The organism is Pseudomonas sp. PS01297 (assembly GCF_029959305.1).
In the GTDB taxonomy this organism is placed as follows: domain Bacteria; phylum Pseudomonadota; class Gammaproteobacteria; order Pseudomonadales; family Pseudomonadaceae; genus Aquipseudomonas; species Aquipseudomonas helleri.
The window spans coordinates 1-17,947 of the sequence record NZ_JASCPQ010000047.1; the positions used below are offsets into that span (position 1 = coordinate 1).

17 protein-coding genes are annotated in these 17,947 nt (G+C 57.5%); 1 reads left to right on the forward strand and 16 read right to left on the reverse strand.

From position 1 onward, the window contains the following. Positions 1-88: 88 nt before the first annotated feature. The 14 genes from QMX84_RS15135 to QMX84_RS15200 all read right to left on the reverse strand — a co-directional run bounded on the left by QMX84_RS15135 (position 89) and on the right by QMX84_RS15200 (position 14,595). Positions 89-490, reverse strand: a complete 402-nt coding sequence (locus tag QMX84_RS15135) for an EamA family transporter (RefSeq protein ID WP_153327264.1) — start codon at positions 488-490, stop codon at positions 89-91. Positions 491-519: 29 nt separating this feature from the next. Further along, positions 520-894: an EamA family transporter gene (locus tag QMX84_RS15140; RefSeq protein ID WP_048366986.1), complete on the reverse strand. Its 375-nt coding sequence runs from the start codon at positions 892-894 to the stop codon at positions 520-522. After that, the gene (locus QMX84_RS15145; RefSeq protein ID WP_262124887.1) at positions 891-1,811 is read right to left on the reverse strand and encodes an arginase; all 921 of its coding nucleotides are present in this window, start codon (positions 1,809-1,811) and stop codon (positions 891-893) included. Before QMX84_RS15145 ends, QMX84_RS15140 begins: the two co-directional genes overlap by 4 nt. Positions 1,812-2,085: 274 nt before the next feature. Next, positions 2,086-2,412 (reverse strand): GlpM family protein, encoded by a 327-nt coding sequence (locus QMX84_RS15150; RefSeq protein ID WP_174479326.1) that lies wholly within the window; start codon positions 2,410-2,412, stop codon positions 2,086-2,088. A gap of 8 nt (positions 2,413-2,420) precedes the next feature. Beyond that, positions 2,421-3,746: a sigma-54 dependent transcriptional regulator gene (locus tag QMX84_RS15155; protein ID WP_262124886.1), complete on the reverse strand. Its 1,326-nt coding sequence runs from the start codon at positions 3,744-3,746 to the stop codon at positions 2,421-2,423. Continuing rightward, positions 3,743-5,647 (reverse strand): cache domain-containing protein, encoded by a 1,905-nt coding sequence (locus tag QMX84_RS15160; protein WP_262124885.1) that lies wholly within the window; start codon positions 5,645-5,647, stop codon positions 3,743-3,745. Before QMX84_RS15160 ends, QMX84_RS15155 begins: the two co-directional genes overlap by 4 nt. A 157-nt stretch (positions 5,648-5,804) precedes the next feature. Continuing rightward, positions 5,805-6,539: an amino acid ABC transporter ATP-binding protein gene (locus tag QMX84_RS15165; protein WP_123751463.1), complete on the reverse strand. Its 735-nt coding sequence runs from the start codon at positions 6,537-6,539 to the stop codon at positions 5,805-5,807. Beyond that, positions 6,536-7,210: an ABC transporter permease subunit gene (locus QMX84_RS15170; RefSeq protein ID WP_048369409.1), complete on the reverse strand. Its 675-nt coding sequence runs from the start codon at positions 7,208-7,210 to the stop codon at positions 6,536-6,538. Before QMX84_RS15170 ends, QMX84_RS15165 begins: the two co-directional genes overlap by 4 nt. After that, the gene (locus tag QMX84_RS15175; protein WP_048369410.1) at positions 7,210-7,956 is read right to left on the reverse strand and encodes an amino acid ABC transporter permease; all 747 of its coding nucleotides are present in this window, start codon (positions 7,954-7,956) and stop codon (positions 7,210-7,212) included. Before QMX84_RS15175 ends, QMX84_RS15170 begins: the two co-directional genes overlap by 1 nt. A 200-nt stretch (positions 7,957-8,156) precedes the next feature. After that, positions 8,157-9,077, reverse strand: coding sequence for a glutamate/aspartate ABC transporter substrate-binding protein (locus QMX84_RS15180; RefSeq protein ID WP_262124883.1), 921 nt, complete (start codon positions 9,075-9,077; stop codon positions 8,157-8,159). A gap of 355 nt (positions 9,078-9,432) precedes the next feature. Next, a complete protein-coding gene (glpD, locus tag QMX84_RS15185) occupies positions 9,433-10,971 on the reverse strand; it encodes a glycerol-3-phosphate dehydrogenase (protein ID WP_262124881.1) in 1,539 nt (512 codons plus the stop codon). A 261-nt stretch (positions 10,972-11,232) separates the two neighbouring features. Further along, the gene (locus QMX84_RS15190) at positions 11,233-11,988 is read right to left on the reverse strand and encodes a DeoR/GlpR family transcriptional regulator (protein WP_048369413.1); all 756 of its coding nucleotides are present in this window, start codon (positions 11,986-11,988) and stop codon (positions 11,233-11,235) included. 161 nt (positions 11,989-12,149) lie between these two features. Further along, positions 12,150-13,655: a glycerol kinase GlpK gene (gene glpK, locus QMX84_RS15195; protein ID WP_262124878.1), complete on the reverse strand. Its 1,506-nt coding sequence runs from the start codon at positions 13,653-13,655 to the stop codon at positions 12,150-12,152. Positions 13,656-13,743: 88 nt separating this feature from the next. Continuing rightward, positions 13,744-14,595 carry an MIP/aquaporin family protein gene (locus QMX84_RS15200; protein WP_282364177.1) on the reverse strand — a complete coding sequence of 284 codons (852 nt, stop codon included), beginning with the start codon at positions 14,593-14,595 and terminating at the stop codon, positions 13,744-13,746. 379 nt (positions 14,596-14,974) lie between these two features. On the opposite strand from QMX84_RS15200, the gene ybaK reads away from it, so the two are divergent. Further along, positions 14,975-15,445: a Cys-tRNA(Pro) deacylase gene (gene ybaK, locus QMX84_RS15205; protein WP_282364178.1), complete on the forward strand. Its 471-nt coding sequence runs from the start codon at positions 14,975-14,977 to the stop codon at positions 15,443-15,445. Between the two features lie 66 nt (positions 15,446-15,511). Here the strand turns inward: ybaK and QMX84_RS15210 are convergent, their stop codons facing one another. Beyond that, positions 15,512-16,621: an ABC transporter ATP-binding protein gene (locus QMX84_RS15210; protein WP_282364179.1), complete on the reverse strand. Its 1,110-nt coding sequence runs from the start codon at positions 16,619-16,621 to the stop codon at positions 15,512-15,514. Further along, a complete protein-coding gene (argF, locus tag QMX84_RS15215) occupies positions 16,618-17,538 on the reverse strand; it encodes an ornithine carbamoyltransferase (RefSeq protein ID WP_262124874.1) in 921 nt (306 codons plus the stop codon). The genes QMX84_RS15210 and argF overlap by 4 nt, the downstream gene beginning before the upstream one ends. Between the last annotated feature and the right edge of the window lie 409 nt (positions 17,539-17,947).

Consider the following 17,947-nt stretch of genomic DNA (forward strand, 5'->3'; position numbering starts at 1 on the left):
GCACGAGGCTGCGATGCGGGCCGCAGGACCGCCGTCTGGAGGTCGCTTCGCAACCTGTCGCAGCCTCGTGCCTCGTCAGCGGCTACAATCAGTGTTCTGGCTCGCCATCGGCCAGCAGCGCAATCCCGACAATAATCACCGCCACACCCGCCCAGTGCAGCAGGCTGATGTGTTCTCCCAGCCCCAGCCACGACCCCAGCAAAACCCCTACAAACACCAGCGAACTCAGCGGGAAGGCCAGCGACAGGCTGCTGCGCCGCAGAATCAGCATCCACACAAAAAAGGCCCCGATGTAGCAGGCTATCGCCACCCAAACACCCGGGTTGGTCATGACCGCTTGCAACCATTGCAGGGTGAAATCCATCTGGCCCAGTTGATCGCCGCCGACTTTGGTCGCGATTTGCCCGCCGCTTTCGAGGATGATCAGCAGCGCCCACAGCACCACGGTACCCAAGCGGCCATGCAGCCAGCCGTCGGTTGTTGTGTTCATTGGTTCAGTCTTTTCCACGCATTAGCTCCTTACGCTCCGGCGATGCAGACCAGCATCACGCCAAGGGTGATCACCAGGGTTCCCATCCAGCGTCGACGGCTGACGTGTTCCCCCAAAAACACCTTGCCGGCGAACACCACGCCGCAATACGCCAGCGCGGCGGCGGGGAATAACAAGCTCAGCGGTGCGCGTGACAAGGCTTCGAGCCAGACAAAAAATTCGATCACGTAGGCGCCGATCCCGGCCCACAGCAGGGGCGCGTTAAACACCTGGCCCCAGAACGCATTGAGGCGAAAACCGCCTTCAAGCTCAGGCAAGCGGTCGAGGCCGACCTTGAAACACAATTGGCCGATGACATCGAGGACGATAGAAAACGCCACCAGCAAAATCACAATCAGTGTCACGGGAACAACTCCTCAAACAGCGCAATCAGCGCGTCGTTAGTGGTTGAGTTGCGCAAGAGGTCAGTGTCACTCCAGCGCTCCGGCGGCGGTTGGTCGGACCTGGCCTCCCAGCGTTTGAGTACGTTGCTGTGCGGGGCTTTGGCAAACTCGCCGCATACATCAATGCCCAGCACACGCTTGCTCGCGGCCAGGGCGCGAATGGCATGCAACAAATGGCTCAAGCGCATGCCGCCCTGGTCCCAGTTGGTGGCCGCGTCTTCACTGGCCAGCACGTCTTTGTCGATGGTGATCCAGATGGCGTCTGTCGGCAGGCCCTGAATCAGTTGCTCGATAAAGGTCGGCCAGTCCTGATCAGCCAGGTTGCGCCAGTGCAGAAGGTTTTCCCGTTGTTCATGGCCAGCGGCATCACCGATGCGCCCCCAGACTTTGGTGGGCGCGTGTTGCCAAGGAAAGAGCTGCAAGTCGCCCCGTTGTACGGCACCGAGGTTGCCGCCCTTGAATTGCGGGTTCTCCAGGTCATCGCTGCACGGGCCGAGGGTGACGATGCGTTTGATATTCGGCAGTTTCAGTGCGCGATTGACCCACGACCCGCAATGACGGCGGGGTGCAAACCTGACCCAGTCGGGGTGGTTATCGAAGTGGATCAGCGTCACCGGCTCGCTCAGGTCAGCCAGCAGGGCCGGGGTGAGATGGTGATAGTCACCGGAGCCGACAAAGAAGATTTCCGGCGTGTTGGCACGGGGTTTTGGGCGTTGTTGCAGCTGTTTGATGAAGCGCTGGTAATTGCGTTCGGTCGACCAGAGACGCAATTTCGGGCCCAGGGCCAATAAATCGAGGCGTGTTGCGCGGCCATCGACCAATCGCTGCGCAATAGGCACTTGAGCGGTCAGGCTGTGATCGAGATCGAGAATGTTCAATGTGTGATTTACCCCATTCAATCGCCGCCGAACCAGGCCGGGCGGGCTTTTCAGGGTAAATGCAAGGTACGTGCCTGCTTTGCAAATCTGCGTCTGTAGGAGCGAGCTTGTCTCGCGATCTTTTGATCTTGATCTAAGAGCCCCCCCTCACCCTAGCCCTCTCCCGAAGGAGAGGGAACCGATTGGGGGATGCTGAAGATACTCGCTGTCCTGTTTGCTGCGCGACAGCGCGGCGTCGAAGACGGGGCGACCACTCCTACAGATAGTGGGGTGGTCAGTGCAACCGTACCCAAACGCTCACCAGCACGGTGGCGGCCATTAGCCAGGCCACCGCTGCCAATGCCAGCGAAGCTTCAAGGCGCAATCGGTCGACCAGCACATACAACGCGGCCAGGTAAACGAAGTACGGGATGATCGACCACATGCCGAACACGATGGTGGTCTTCAGGTCGTCTACCGAGCGCCCTTTGCCGACGATGTAGTGGGCGATCAAGGCGAAGGTGGGGAACAGCGGCACCAGCCCTGCGATGTAGTAGTTTTTGGTTTTGGCCAGGATCGCCAGGATGATGACGACCGCTGCCCCCAACGCCGCTTTTAGAATCAGATCCATCAGTGTGCGAGCCCGTATTTTTTGACTTTGTCGAATAGCGTGGTTTTGGCCATGCCCAGTTCCTGGCTGGCTTGCGTCAAGTTGCCACCGCTGCGTTGCAAGGCATCACTGAGCAAGGTCCGTTCGAAGGCTTCGACGGCCTCGGAAAAGCCCAGCCCTTGCGAGGCATTGCTGCCGGGCTTTTTAAACGCGGGCAGGCCCAGGGCAAAGCGCTCAGCCACGTTGCGCAGTTCGCGCACGTTACCCGGCCAGTCATGGCTCATGAGGTTGGACAAGGTTTGATTGTCCAGCTCTGGCGCGGTGCGGTCGAAACGCAGGGACGACTGCTGCAGAAAATATTCGAACAGTTGCAGGATGTCTTCGCGGCGCTCACGCAAAGGCGGCAGCTCGAGGGTGACCACGTTCAAACGGTAATACAAGTCGCTGCGAAATTGGCCGGATTTGCCCAGTTGATCAAGGTCTGACTTGGTGGCGGCAATGACCCGGCAATCGACGTCGATGCTCTGGTTCGAGCCCAGGCGTTCCAGCGTCCGCTCCTGCAACACCCGCAGCAACTTGATTTGCAGGTTGAGCGGCATGCTTTCAACTTCATCGAGAAACAGCGTGCCGCCGTTAGCGTGCTCGATTTTGCCAATCCGACGTTTTCCGGCGCCGGTAAAGGCATTGGCTTCGTGACCGAAGATTTCGCTTTCAAACAGGTTTTCGGGGAGACCGCCGCAGTTAAGCGCGACAAATTGCTGGGGCTGGCGGCGGCTGAAGTCGTGCAGGCAACGGGCGACCAGTTCTTTGCCGGTGCCGGTTTCGCCTTCAATCAGTACGTTGGCTGACGTATCGGCGACGTTAGCGATCAATTCGCGCAATTGCTGCATGGCCGGGGAGCGGCCGATGATGCGCCCCTCCAGCGAATCGCGCTCGGCCAACTGCCGGCGTAGCGACCACACTTCACGGGCCAGGCTGCGTTGCTCCAGCGCTCTGCGCGCCACGTCCACCAGCCGCTCCGGGGAGAACGGCTTCTCCATAAAGTCATACGCGCCGTCGCGCATCGCACCCACGGCAATAGAGATATCGCCGTGCCCGGTAATCAACACCACCGGCAGGCTGCGGTCGCGGGCCTTAAGGCGTTTGAGCAGTTCCAGGCCATCGATGCCCGGTAAACGAATGTCACTGATGACGATGCCGGGGAAGTTATCACCCACCCGTTCCAGAGCCTGTTCGGCGCTGCTGACGCCTTCGCTGTGAATGTCTTCCAGCGCGAGCGCCTGTTGGCATCCCAAGAGTACGTGAGGGTCGTCTTCAACAATCAGGACGGTCAGCTCGTGGTTCATATCGGCTCGGCCTTAGCGGGTTGCACCAGCGGTAAAAGGAGGACAAACGCAACACCACCGGCCTGCGGGAACTCGACGCTGAGGTTGCCGCCCGCCGCTGCGGCGAGGCTGGCAGAGAGCGTCAAGCCAAGGCCCAGGCCTTGTTCGCCGGGCTTGGTGGTGAAAAACGGTTCAAACAGATGCTTACGGTTTTCGAGGTCAATGCCAGGGCCGTTGTCGCGCACGCGCAGGCGGTGTTTGCCGTCGATGTGTTCGCCCTCAAGCCACAGCTGCGGGGCTGTTGGCTGTTCTTGCAGGGCGTCGAGGGCGTTGCCGATCAAGTTGAGCAGGATCTGCTCAAGCCGGGTTTGATCGATCTTGAGGGCGGCATCGCTGAAGTGTCGATGTAGTTCAATGCTGGAGCCTTCAAGACGGCTGGCAAGCAGTTGCAGCACGGCTTCGACTGCTTTGTTCAGGTTGGCCTGGCCATGATCGTCGCCGCGTCGGGCAAACGAGCGCAGGTTGGCGGTGATGCGGCCCATGCGGTCAACCAGGTTATTAATGGTGCTGAGGTTGTTGGCCGCAACGGTCAGGTCGCCGCGCTCCAGAAAACGCACGGTATTGCCGGACAGGGTGCGCAGGGCCGCCAGGGGCTGGTTCAATTCGTGGGCAATGCTAGTGGACATTTGCCCGATGGCCGCCAGTTTTCCGGCCTGGACCAGTTCGTCCTGGGCACGGCGCAGGGTTTCTTCGGCCTGGCGCCGCTCGCGAATCTGGCCTTTGAGGCGTTCGTTGCTGGCGCGCAAGTGGGCCGTGCGCTCAGTGATTTTGCGTTCCAGCTGGCTATTGGCCTCTTGTAAGGCCTCCCGCGCCGCCAGTCGCGTGGCGATGACTTTGCGCCGTTCATTCCAGGCAATCAGCAGAATGGCCAGCAGCGCAAACGCGCCTGCCAGCAGCATGCCCTGGTTGGCAGCTTCGCGGCGAAGGTCTTGCAAGGGCGTCAGCAGGGTGATGTCCCACGGCGTGTCGTTAAGCCTGCGGGTCTGGGCCAGGTAACTGACTTCTTTGTCGTCGGTGACCACTTCGCTGTTGGCGGTAAAGGTGACTTTTTCAATGCCGTCGCCCAGTTGCTCGCGCTCAATGGGTTCGAGTTCGATCAGCGGCCACCAGTAGTACTGCAGGCTGCGGGCCAACTTCTCTTTGATGTCAGCGGTCAGCGGGCGTACCGACTTGAGCCGCCGGCTTGGATCGCTGGACAGAATAATGATGCCGTTTTCATCGCTCACGTAGGCTTCAAGGCGCGCGCGTTGCCAGCGTTCTTCCAGGGCTTCGAGACGCACTTTGATCACCGCGACGCCAATGATCTTGCCTTGTTCTTCCAGGCCATGGGCCAGGTAATAACCGGGCTCGCCCGTTGTGCTGCCGATGCCATAGAAACGCCCTGGCTGGCCGCGTACCGCGTCCTGAAAATAGGCGCGGAAAGACAAGTCCTCACCCAGGTAACTGTCGACATCGCGCCAGTTACTGGTGGCGACGACCCGTCCGGTGGTGTCGAGCACGTAGATGGCCCGGCTGCGGCTGCGGCGGTTCAAGCCTTCGAGGTATTGATTGACGGCGACCCGGTTTTGCACGCTCGGGTCAGCCAGTAATGTCGACACACTGGACTCCAGCTCAAGCAGGCTGGGCAGGTAAGTGTATTTGCTGAGTTCGCTTTCGACGGTGCGCGCGTGCAGTTCAAGCTGACGCTCGCCGCTTTCGCTCAGGGTGGTAATGCCAAAATGTTCACTGATGCGGTAACCCGCATAACCTAACCCGATCATCATCAGGATAATCAGCGGCGGCAGCAGCAAGTGACGAAGCAGACGTGGTTTCACGGCAAGTGAGGGCGGGGCACCGCGATAAAGGTTGGGGTCGCATTTCATCACAGATGCCTTGTGTCAACCACTGCGCACTAATGTATTACGGACATGTAGCCGCTGCCGTAGGCTGCGATGGGCTGCATCGCAGCCCCGGCTCTATTAAAAGCGAAGGTCCTTCGGCCCTTATCGCAGCCTTCGGCAGCGGCTACAGTAGCGTTATTTAGTGCTGCAGGATTTTGGCGAGGAAGTGCTGGGCACGCTCGGAACGGGCGCTTACGTCACCGAAGAACTCTTCTTTCTCACAGTCTTCGACGATCTTGCCCTGGTCCATAAAGATCACCCGGTTGGCCACCTTGCGTGCAAAACCCATTTCGTGGGTCACGCACATCATGGTCATGCCTTCGTGGGCCAGTTGCACCATCACGTCGAGGACTTCGTTCACCATTTCCGGGTCGAGTGCCGAGGTCGGTTCGTCGAACAGCATGACGATCGGGTCCATGGCCAAGGCGCGGGCAATTGCGACACGCTGCTGCTGACCGCCAGACAACTGGCCAGGGTGCTTGTGGGCATGGGCCGACAAACCTACGCGCTCCAGCAGTTCGAGGCCTTTTTTGGTGGCTTCTGCCTTGCTGCGACCCAGGACCTTGACCTGCGCAATGGTCAGGTTTTCGGTGATGGTCATGTGCGGGAACAGTTCGAAATGCTGGAACACCATGCCAACGCGCGAACGCAGTTTTGGCAGGTTGGTCTTCGGATCGGCAATCGATGTGCCGTCAACCACGATGTCGCCTTTCTGGAACGGTTCAAGGGCGTTGACGCACTTGATCAAGGTCGATTTGCCCGAGCCCGACGGGCCGCAGACTACAACCACTTCGCCTTTTTTGACTTCGGTACTGCAATCGGTCAGTACCTGGAAGTCCCCGTACCACTTGTTGATGTTCTTGATCGAGATCATACGGCAAACCTTTTTTGCAGACGCTTGACCAGCAGCGAGGCGGAAAAGCTGATGATGAAATACACCAGACCGGCGAAAATCAGGAATTCGTTGGAGCGGCCGATGATATCGCCACTGGAGCGCGAAGCATTGAGGAAATCAACCAGGCCCACGGTGTAAACCAGCGAGGTGTCCTGGAACAAAATGATGCTTTGCTGCAACAGCAACGGGGTCATCTTGCGAAACGCCTGAGGCAGGATGATCAGGCGCATGGCCTGGCCGTAGCTCATGCCCAGCGCTTTGGCTGCGCCCATCTGGCCTTTGGGAATCGACTGCACACCGGCCCGTACGATTTCGCAAAAGTAGGCGGCTTCGAACATGACGAAAGCCACCATGCACGACTCGAAAGCACCGATTGGCGTGTCTTTGCCGGTGATCCAGCGCAGCACGAACGGCACGGCCAGGTAGAACCAGGTAATCACCAGCAGCAGCGGGATCGAACGGAAGTAGTTCACGTAAGCGCCGGCCAGGTTGGCCAGCCACTTGCTGGACGACAAGCGCATCAATGCCAGCACGGTGCCGAGTGCAACGCCACCGATAACCCCGAGCACCATCAGCTTCAAGGTCATGATCATGCCGTTCCACAGGCCCGGCAGGGCTGGAACGATACCGCTGAAATCGAAGAAGTCCATTATTTACCCCCCAAAGACATCAGACCGGGCACGGCGACTTTCTTCTCGATCAGACGCATCAGCAACATCAGGCTCATGTTCAGGGTGAAGTAGATCAGCGTGGCCAGGGTGAAGGCCTCAAACAGGTTGGCGGAGAACTCGGCCGTCTGTTTGGTTTGTGCCAGCAGCTCCATCAACCCGATCAGGGACGCCACCGAGGAGTTCTTGAACACGTTGAGGAACTCAGAGGTGAGCGGTGGAATGATGATGCGGTAAGCCTGGGGCAGCAGCACGTTCCAGTAGATTTGCGACAGGCTGAAACCCATGGCACGGGCAGCCGACTCCTGGCCGCGCGGCAAGGCTTCGATACCGGTGCGCACTTGTTCGCACACCCGTGCGGCGGTAAACAGACCCAGACACACCACCACGCTCAGGTAGGCCGAGGTTGTCGGGTTGAGGTCTTGCTTGTACCAGTCCTGCAGGTTTTGCGGCAGCAGATCGGGTACCAGGAAGTACCACATGAACAGCTGAACCAGCAGGGGTACGTTTCGGAAAATTTCCACGTAAACCGTGGCGATACCCGCGATAAAACGGTTCGGCAAGGTGCGCATCACGCCCAGCAGCGAACCCAGTATCAGCGCGACAATCCAGGCGACAACAGCGATCGCGATGGTCCAGCCCAGTCCGGTAATAAACCAGTCGAGATACGTCTCGCTGCCTACGCCGGTGGACTTGAAGAATACGCTCCAGTCCCAGTTGTAATTCATTCAGGGTCTCCCCTCAGATGGGTCTATAGACAAGCACGTGCTTCAGGGAATCCGTTCACACCGACAGTGCTGTCGGGCACACGCAAACCGCTCGATAACCAACGGTTCGAGTGCTCACTAATCAATAAGAAGCCAGTGCAGCAGGAGAACAAAGCCTGCGAGTGCGTCAATGCGCACTCACACGCTTCGTTGTTCAGGTATCAGGCTGCCGGTTTTTCTTCTGGAGCTGGTTTGTCATTTGGATTGGCAATCAACTCTTTGAGCTCTTTGCTCATCGGGAAGTTGAGGTTCAGACCTTTTGGCGGGATAGGGGACTGGAACCACTTGGTGTAGGATTTTTCAACGTCGCCGGACTTGTAGTAAGTCACGATGGCGTCATCTACAGCCTTTTTGAAATCCGGGTCGCCTTTGCGCACCATGCAGCCGTAGATTTCGTACGACTGTGGCGTGCCTGTTACGGCCCAGTCATCCGGCTTTTTGGCTTTGGCCATTTCACCGGCCAGCAGGGCGTCGTCCATCATGAAGGCAACAGCACGGCCTGATTCAAGCATGTTGAAGGCTTCGCCGTGGTCTTTTGCCGAGATCACGTTCATGCCCATCTGCTTGTCAGCGTTCATGGCCTTGAGGATACGCTCGGAGGTAGTACCTGCGGTGGTGACGACGTTTTTGCCTTTCAGGTCAGCGAAATCTTTGTAAGGCGAGTCCTTTTTGGACAGCAGGCGGGTACCGATTTCGAAGATGCCGACCGAGAAATCCACTTGCTGAGCGCGTTCGGCGTTGTTGGTGGTGGAGCCACATTCAACGTCAACGGTACCGTTTTGTACCAGCGGGATACGGGTCTGGGAGGTGACCAGGTTGTATTTGACCTTGAGGTCCGGCAGGTCGAGTTGCTTTTTCAGCCCTTCAACGATTGCCAGTTGCACATCGTGCGAGTAGCCAACCGGCTTGCCGGTGCCATCAGCGATGTAAGAAAACGGGATAGAGGAGTCACGATGCCCAAGGGTGATGGTGCCGGATTCTTTGATTTTCTTCAGTGTGCCGGTCAGTTCAGCGGCGAATACTGGAGTGCTAATCAGAGCTACAGCAATGGCTGCACTCAAAAGTTGCGGAACGATGCGCATCGATTTTTCCTCGACATTGTTTTTTTTATTTGAGCCCGTTCACGAGCCCTTTAGATACTTCGAAACGCTAAACAGATTAAACGCTGTTTTCGCATTCGGCCCTGAGTGTAGAGCATGAGTCATGCCAGAGACGGAATTAAACTTTAAATTATTGATTTGTATAGGTTTTAAAGTTTTTTTAGGCGGGGCGTGGGAGGAGGGGCGCCCGGAAAGCCGAATAGTACGGCGATAGGTGTTCGGAAAACCGAATGGGGAAATACCGCTTATCGGTGGGGGAGAAGAAACACCGCGATCTTTCTATGTTTAAAAGATCGCGGGGTTTACACCTGCGGTGGCGAATTCATACATGCAGGGGTTAAGCCGCTTCAACCTTGCGCTGCTTGAGGTTCAGGCTGGCCATGTAGTGCGCCAGGCGCTCTTGCTCGGCGGCAGTGGTGAACAGGCCCAATTTAGTCCGGCGCCACAGGATATCCTGCGCATCCAGTGCCCATTCCTGGCGGCAAAGGTAATCTACCTCGCGGCTATAGAGGCCGCTGCCGATGTGCTCACCCATCTCGCTCAAGCTTTGCACGCCGTCCAGCAACTGCCAGGAGCGGCTGCCGTAGGTAATTGCCCAGCGTTTGGCAATGGCTGCGTCCAGCCAGTTGTGTTTGCTGATCAGGGCCGCGCTCAGGGCTTGAGGCGTGGTCATGTCTTCACCGCCCGGCAAGGTCGCTGTGGCCGTCCAGCTCGGTTTGATCTGGGTGAAGAACGGTGTTAGTTGCGCCATGGCCGACTCGGCCAGTTTGCGGTAAGTGGTCAATTTGCCACCGAATACGGACAGCAGCGGGGCTTCGCCCGAAGCGCCTGACAGAGCCAACGTGTAATCGCGGGTTACCGCTGACGGGTTGTCCGACTCGTCATTGCACAGTGGGCGTACGCCCGAGTAGGTGCGCAGAATGTCGTCACGGCTCAGTTGCTGCTTGAAGTGCGAGTTGACCACGTTCAACAGGTAATCGGTTTCTGCCTCGGTGATGCTGACCTTGGCCGGGTCGCCCGTGTATTCGCGGTCTGTGGTGCCAATGATGGTGAACTGGTCCAGGTACGGAATGGTGAACACGATCCGCTGGTCTTCGTTCTGCAAAATAAACGCATTAGGCGCGTCATACAGTTTGGGCACGATCAGGTGGCTGCCTTGAATCAGGCGGATACCGTACGGCGAGTCCAGTTTCAGATCCTCTTTAATAAACTTGGCAACCCAAGGGCCGGCAGCGTTTACCAAGGCTTTGGCGCGAATCGAAAACAGGCTGCCGTCCGCGCGCTCAAAGTTCAATTCCCACAGGCCTTTGCTACGTTGCGCGCCGACGCAGCGAGTCTGGGTGTGGATGTGAGCGCCGTTTTCACGCGCAGCCATGGCGTTGAGAACGACAAGGCGAGCGTCATCGACCCAGCAGTCGGAGTATTCGAAGCCTTTAGTGATTTCAGGCTTGAGCGGGCTGTCGGCGCCGAACTTGAGGCTCACAGAACCAGCGAGTTTTTCGCGTTTGCCCAGGTTGTCGTATAAAAACAGACCCGCACGAATCATCCACGCCGGACGCAGGTGTGGGCGATGCGGTAATACAAAGCGCATGGGTTTGACGATGTGCGGGGCTTTGGCCAGCAACACTTCACGCTCGGCCAGGGCTTCGCGCACCAAGCGGAACTCGTAATGTTCAAGGTAGCGCAGGCCGCCGTGAATCAGCTTGCTGCTGGCAGACGAGGTATGGCTGGCCAAGTCGTCTTTTTCGCACAGGAATACCGACAGGCCGCGACCTGCAGCGTCAGCCGCAATGCCGACACCGTTGATTCCGCCGCCAATCACGGCAACGTCGTATACCTCTGAGAGGGGGGTGGCAGGCAAGGTGGTCAAGGGCATGTCGGGGCCTCGCGTTGTTCACGCATATTTGAATTCGAACATTAATGTTCATTTTCGAAAATGTTAGCGGATAAAGACGCGCACAGCCAGCTTACTTCGATTGAAATAACTCATCGAAGAGCGTTGAAAGGAAGATTTTCGAACATTTAGGGTGGGGAGGACGTTTTGTGGGAGCGGGCTTGCCCGCGATTCAGGCGACACGGTCGCCCTGAATCACGGTATAGATGCCATCGCGAGCAAGCCCGCTCCCACACATAAGGCTTAAACCACTTCGAGGCGGATTTTGTTCTGCGCCAGCAATTGGGTGAGTTCCGGCACCGGGTGCTGGTCGGTCACCAGGCAATCAATCAGGCTGATCGGGCCCAGTCGTACCATGGCGTTACGGCCAAATTTGCTGGAGTCCGCCGCCAGAATCACTTGTCGGGCGTTGGAGATAATGGCTTGCGAGACGCGCACTTCCTGGTAGTCGAAATCCAGCAAGCTACCATCTGAATCGATACCACTGATGCCGATCAGGGCGAAATCGAACTTGAACTGATTAATAAAGTCGACGCTGGCCTGGCCCACGATGCCGCCGTCGCGGCGCACATTGCCACCGGCTATCAGCACTTCAAAGTCGTCTTTGGCGCTGAGGATTGAGGCCACGTGCAAATTGTTGGTGATGATTTTCAGGTGGTTATGGTTGAGCAGCGCCCGGGCTATCGACTCGGTGGTGGTGCCGATGTTGATGAAAATCGAGGCGTGGTCAGGAATCTGGGCGGCGATGGCTTCACCGATACGGCGTTTTTCATCGCGCATCTGGTCGGCGCGCATGGCGTAGGCCGTGTTTTCAACGCTGGAATCATAGGCCGCGCCACCGTGATAACGACGCAGCAAATCGGCCTCGGCCAACTGGTTAATGTCGCGGCGGATGGTCTGCGGTGTAACAACGAACAACTGGGCCATTTCCTCGATGCTGACATAGCCGCGCTCGCGAACGAGTTCGAGGATCTGCTGTTGGCGTGGAGGCAGATTCATGGAGTTTCCTTTGGGCGGCGAAGCAAAAGTCGCTCATGATGCCGCAGGAAGGGCCCGACCTGCTACACGCAGGTGCCATGAATACAGATATGACAACGGGCGCGAAGGGCGCCCGTTGGGTGTTTTACCGACAATTGAGCCGTGCTGGCTTACGTGCTGGCTTAGTTGCTTTCTTCGTGCGGTTCCCAGTCGCGTGTACGCTCTACGGCCTTTTTCCAACCGGCGTAAAGCTTCTCTTTGCTCGCTTCTTCAAGCTGAGGTTCGAATTCGCGCTCGATCACCGCTTTGCTGCGCAATTCATCCAGGCTGCCCCAGAAGCCGCAGGCCAGACCGGCCAGGTAGGCGGCGCCCAAGGCTGTGGTTTCACGCATTTGTGGGCGTTCGACCATGGTGCCGAGGATGTCAGCCTGAAATTGCATCAGGAAGTTGTTGGCCACCGCGCCACCGTCAACGCGCAAGGCTTTCAGGCGTTCGCCCGAGTCCTGCTGCATAGCGTCCAGTACGTCGCGGGTCTGGTAGGCAATTGACTCAAGGGCTGCACGAATAATGTGGTCTACCCGTACGCCACGGGTCAGGCCGAACAGTGCGCCACGGGCATACGGGTCCCAGTAAGGCGCGCCCAGACCGGTGAACGCAGGCACCAGATACACGCCATTGCTGTCTTTGACCTTGTTGGCAAAGTATTCGGTGTCGTGTGCATCGTTGATGATTTTCAGCTCGTCGCGCAGCCATTGCACCGTCGAACCGCCGTTGAAGACGGCACCTTCCAGCGCGTAGGCCACTTCGCCGCGTGGGCCGCAAGCGATGGTGGTCAGCATGCCATGGGTGGACTGGACAGCTTTTGTGCCGGTGTTCATCAGCAGGAAGCAGCCGGTGCCGTAGGTGTTTTTGGCCTGGCCCGGCTCGACGCACATCTGGCCAAACAACGCGGCTTGCTGGTCACCGGCAATACCGCCGATGGCGATGCCGCTTTTGGTGCGGCCATAGATCTCGGAAGAGGATTTAACCTCTGGCAGCATTTCGCGCGGGATATCCAGCACATCCAGCATCTTGGCATCCCACTCCAGGGTGTGGATGTTGAAGAGCATGGTGCGCGAGGCGTTGGTGTAGTCGGTGACGTGGGTTTTGCCGCCGGTAAATTTCCAGATCAGCCAGCTGTCGACGGTACCGAACAGCAATTCGCCTTTGCGCGCGCGCTCACGGCTGCCTTCGACGTTGTCGAGGATCCACTTGAGTTTGGTGCCGGAGAAGTACGGGTCGGTGACCAGGCCGGTGGTTTCGCGGATGTACTGTTCATGACCACCGCGCTTGAGTTGTTCGCAGATTTCGGTGCTGCGACGGCATTGCCAGACGATGGCGTTGTAGATCGGGCGACCGCTGATTTTGTCCCACACCACCGTGGTTTCACGCTGGTTGGTGATACCGATTGCCGCTACCTGGTCGTGGTGCAGACCGGCCTGGGCCAGCGCTTCGACCATGACCGCGCTCTGAGTGGCGAAGATTTCCATCGGGTCATGTTCAACCCAGCCCGGCTGCGGGTAATGCTGTTGAAACTCGCGTTGCGCGGTGCAGACCACGTTGGCGTCACGATCAAAAATGATCGCTCGCGAACTGGTGGTGCCTTGGTCCAGCGCAATGATGTAGTTCTTATTCTGAATGTCGGTCATGGGGTTGCCTTGCAGAATGAAGTAATGGTTTGCGGGCGCGAGCAGGTTACGGGCAGTAGTCTCATGCGCCCCGTTTCATAAGTCGATATCAGGATGCCTGGGTTTTAACCTCGGCGACCGCTGGAGCGTGCGCAGGTGCGGACTCTGGCTGGGGCAAGTGACGGGCAATCAGGCCGCGATAAATGGCCGCGCCGAGGCAGGCACCGACGATAGGTGCAAAAATTGGAATCAGGAAATAAGGAATATCGCGGCCACCAGTGAAGGAAATTTCACCCCAGCCAGCAAAGAAAGTCATCAGTTTAGGTCCGAAGTCACGCGCCGGGTTCATCGCAAAACCGGTCAGCGGGCCCATCGAACTGCCGATCACGGCAATCAACAGGCCAATTAGCAGTGGCGCCAGCGGGCCGCGTGGCAGGCCATTCTTGTCGTCGGTGAGAGCCATGATCACGCCCATGAGGATGGCGGTGATCACCACTTCAACGAGGAAGGCTTGCAACGTGGAGAGTGCTGGGTGCGGGTAGGTCGAGAAGACCGAGGCTAATTCGAGGCTTGCCTGGCTGCCGCGAACCATGTTGTGCGCTTGTTCATAATCGAAGAACAAATTGCTGTAGAGCGTATAAACCAACGCCGCCGCACAAAAGGCACCGGCAACTTGAGCAAGAATGTAGAACGGCAGTTTACGTTTATCAAAATCGGTAAACATGCACAGCGCAATACTGACCGCCGGATTCAGATGTGCACCGGAAACCCCGGCTGTCAGGTAAATCGCCATGCTGACGCCAATGCCCCAGATGATGCTGATTTCCCATAAGCCAAAGCTGGCGCCCGCGACCTTGAGAGCCGCAACGCATCCTGTACCGAAAAATATGAGCAGTGCAGTGCCGAGAAATTCGGCGAGGCACTGACCTGAAAGCTTGGGGTGCTGCGTTGCAGTCGTCATTTGAAACCTCTTTTTTGTTGTTTTTTGACGTCGTTAGTCAGGGGTGGCAGTGCAGCAATACAGAAAAAACAGATGCCGTTTTTTTGGAAATTCATGGGTCGGTAACAGAACATAAGTATTAGGCGGTATGTTCAGATTCGAAAAATATAGACAACAAACACTGCTGTCAAAGGTCGAAAGTGAACGATGCGCCACATTTTGACTTTCACATGAGTTTTGGGTGCTGGTTTTATGTAAGAAAAAAATACAAATTGGCAGGTAAGGGTGTAACGTTTCAGCGCTAAATAGTGCCGGGAAGCCCGTTCCAGCGCGTTTTTTATTGGCTAATGGCCTAAAATCCGGCCCTGGATTCTTTAGTCAATTCACCACAGGGGCTGTCATGACGCCTGCATTGGACCTGCTAAAAAAAGTTCGCGCCGAACATCGAGTACACAGCTACGAGCATGACCCCAAGGCCGCGTCCTACGGGCTGGAGGCGGCAGAAAAGCTCAATCTCGAACCGGCTCAAGTGTTCAAGACGCTGTTGGCCAGCAGTGAAAAGAGTGAGTTGTTGGTTGCGGTTGTACCGGTCGTCGGAAGTCTTGACCTTAAAGCGCTGGCGCAGGCGGCCGGGGTCAAAAAAGTCGAAATGGCTGACCCTGCGGCAGCTCAACGTGCCACAGGTTACCTGTTGGGCGGGATCAGCCCGCTGGGGCAGAAGAAGCGTTTGCGCACGTTTATTGATGAAAGCGCCAAGGGGTTCGAAACGATTTATGTCAGCGCCGGACGGCGCGGGCTGGAAGTGGAACTGGCTCCGGCCGTGCTGGCTGAGCATACGCAGGCCAAGTTTGCACCGATCGGGCGGGCGTAAACGGTATGAGTAACCTCGTCTCGCGATCTTTTAACGATCAAAAGATCGCGAGACAAACTATTCGTATCACTGAGCGGTGCTAAAACGCCTTACGCCGGATTCCGAGTGAGGAATCTGAGCCGCTGTGCTGCCGCTGCCCTGAAACATCACCAGGTGTTCTGCCGCCACCCGGATGCCGACTTCCGTGCCGGGTGCGTGATCGGCATGGCTTGGGAAAATCGACTCCAGTTGGCTGCCCGTGGGTAATTGCAAGCGGTACAGGGTCGATGCGCCAAGGAAGGTCTTACCGATGATTTTGGCTTTAAGCGCGCTATCAGTGGCGTAGACGATGTCATCCGGGCGCAGCAGGACATCAACAGCCCCGCCAGTTGGCCAGCTATAAGCCCGGTTGCCGCGCAATACGCCCAGCTCGGTCTGTACCGACTCAGGGCTGAGCAATTGCCCACGAATGAAATAGCCCTGGCCTATAAAGCTCGCTACATATGGCGTCAGCGGCTCGTGGTAGAGGTTGTAGGGCGTATCCCACTGCTCCAGGCGACCCTCTTTAAACACCCCCACATGATCACTGACGGCGAAGGCTTCTTCTTGATCGTGGGTCACCAGAATGGCACTGGTGCCACGCGCTTTAAGAATGTCGCGCACTTCATGGCTCAGCTTGCGGCGCAATTCACCGTCAAGGTTCGAGAAGGGCTCGTCCAGCAACAGCAGTTGGGGCTCAGGAGCCAAAGCCCGGGCGAGCGCAACGCGTTGCTGTTGGCCACCCGAAAGCTCGTGCGGGAAACGCTTGCCCAGGTCTTTTAGATTGACCAGTTCCAGCAGTTCTTCGATCACGCGGTCTTTGTTCGGGTGCTTGCGAATGCCAAACGCAATATTGTCGGCCACGCTCAAGTGTGGGAACAGGGCGTAGTCCTGAAACACCATGCCGATGCGACGTTTCTCTGGGGCCAAGGTAAAACCGGCACTGGAGATAACTTCACCTGCGAGCTGGATTTCACCCTGGTGCACCGGCTCAAAACCGGCAATTGCCCGCAGCGTTGTGGTTTTGCCGCAACCCGAGGAGCCGAGCAGGCAGCCAATATCACCGGCATTGAGGTGCAGGTTAAGGTTCTGCACCACGCTCTGGCCTTGATAGCCACAGGCCAGATCCCGCAGGTTGAGCAATAGCGGCTGACTCATGCGGGTTGGTACGCAGGTTTGACCAGAAACTCCAGCAACGCTTTTTGCGCGTGCAGACGGTTTTCCGCTTGGTCCCAGGCTACAGAGCGCGGGTCGTCCAGCAGGTCGAGGCTTATTTCTTCACCACGGTGAGCGGGCAGGCAGTGCATGAACAGGACGTCTTCGGCGGCCAGGTCAAGCAGGGCGCGGTCAACCTGGTAGGGCGTAAACAGCTTCAGGCGTTTGGCGGTTTCTTCTTCCTGGCCCATGGAGGTCCAGACGTCTGTGCTGACCAGGTGTGCATCGCGCACCGCTTCACGCGGGTCACGCACGATGCTCACGCGATCGCCGGCCAGCGCAACGAACTCAGGGTTCGGCTCGTAGCCTTCAGGGCAGGCAACGCGCAGGTGGAAGTCGAACTGGATGGCGGCTTCTATATAGCTGTTGCACATGTTGTTGCCGTCACCGATCCAGGCCACGGTTTTGCCTTTGATCGAACCACGGTGTTCGAGGAAGGTTTGCATGTCGGCCAGCAACTGGCACGGGTGCAGGTCATCGGACAGGCCGTTGATCACCGGGACGCGCGAATTGGCGGCGAATTCGGTCAGGGTGTTGTGGCCAAAAGTACGGATCATCACGGCGTCGAGCATGCGCGACATTACAATTGCGCAGTCGCCAATCGGCTCACCGCGGCCCAATTGAGTATCGCGAGGGGACAGGAAAATAGCCTGGCCGCCCAGTTGGATCATGCCGGCTTCAAATGACAGACGGGTGCGGGTCGATGACTTTTCGAAAATCATGCCCAGGACGCGGTTTTTCAAAGGTTCGATAAGAACGCCGCGATCACGCAGGTCTTTTAGCTCGATACCGCGACGGATGACGCTGACTAGCTCTTCGGGCGTGCAATCCATCAGGGAGAGAAAGTGCCTTGCGCTCATCATTAACTACCTTCTTTGCAACGACCGCAGAACTCAAAGCCGGGTTTTTTCGGAAAAACGGCGAGACCTGCGGCGAAAGCCGCACGGGGCGACGAAATAGGGGAAGGCGCGATCTTATAAGGAAATGTCGCGTCTTGCCAATATGGGTCACGTTTTAGAGGTTCAGGCGAGTCTTGCGCTGCATGAGCACGCGGCTGGAACCACGGTTAAGTGATTCGCCTCACCTCAGCTGCCCAGTTGTACACTGCCCTCAGGTTGTTTTGCAATTCTCAGTGAACGCGGGGCATTACTGCCCACGTGTGCACAGCTGGACTGTGAGATGAAGTTGCGACGATTGTCTGTCTGGGAGACCGAGCGTCATGCTCGGCTTTCCGTTACAATGCGCCACCGTGCCGACAACTGAGTCGGA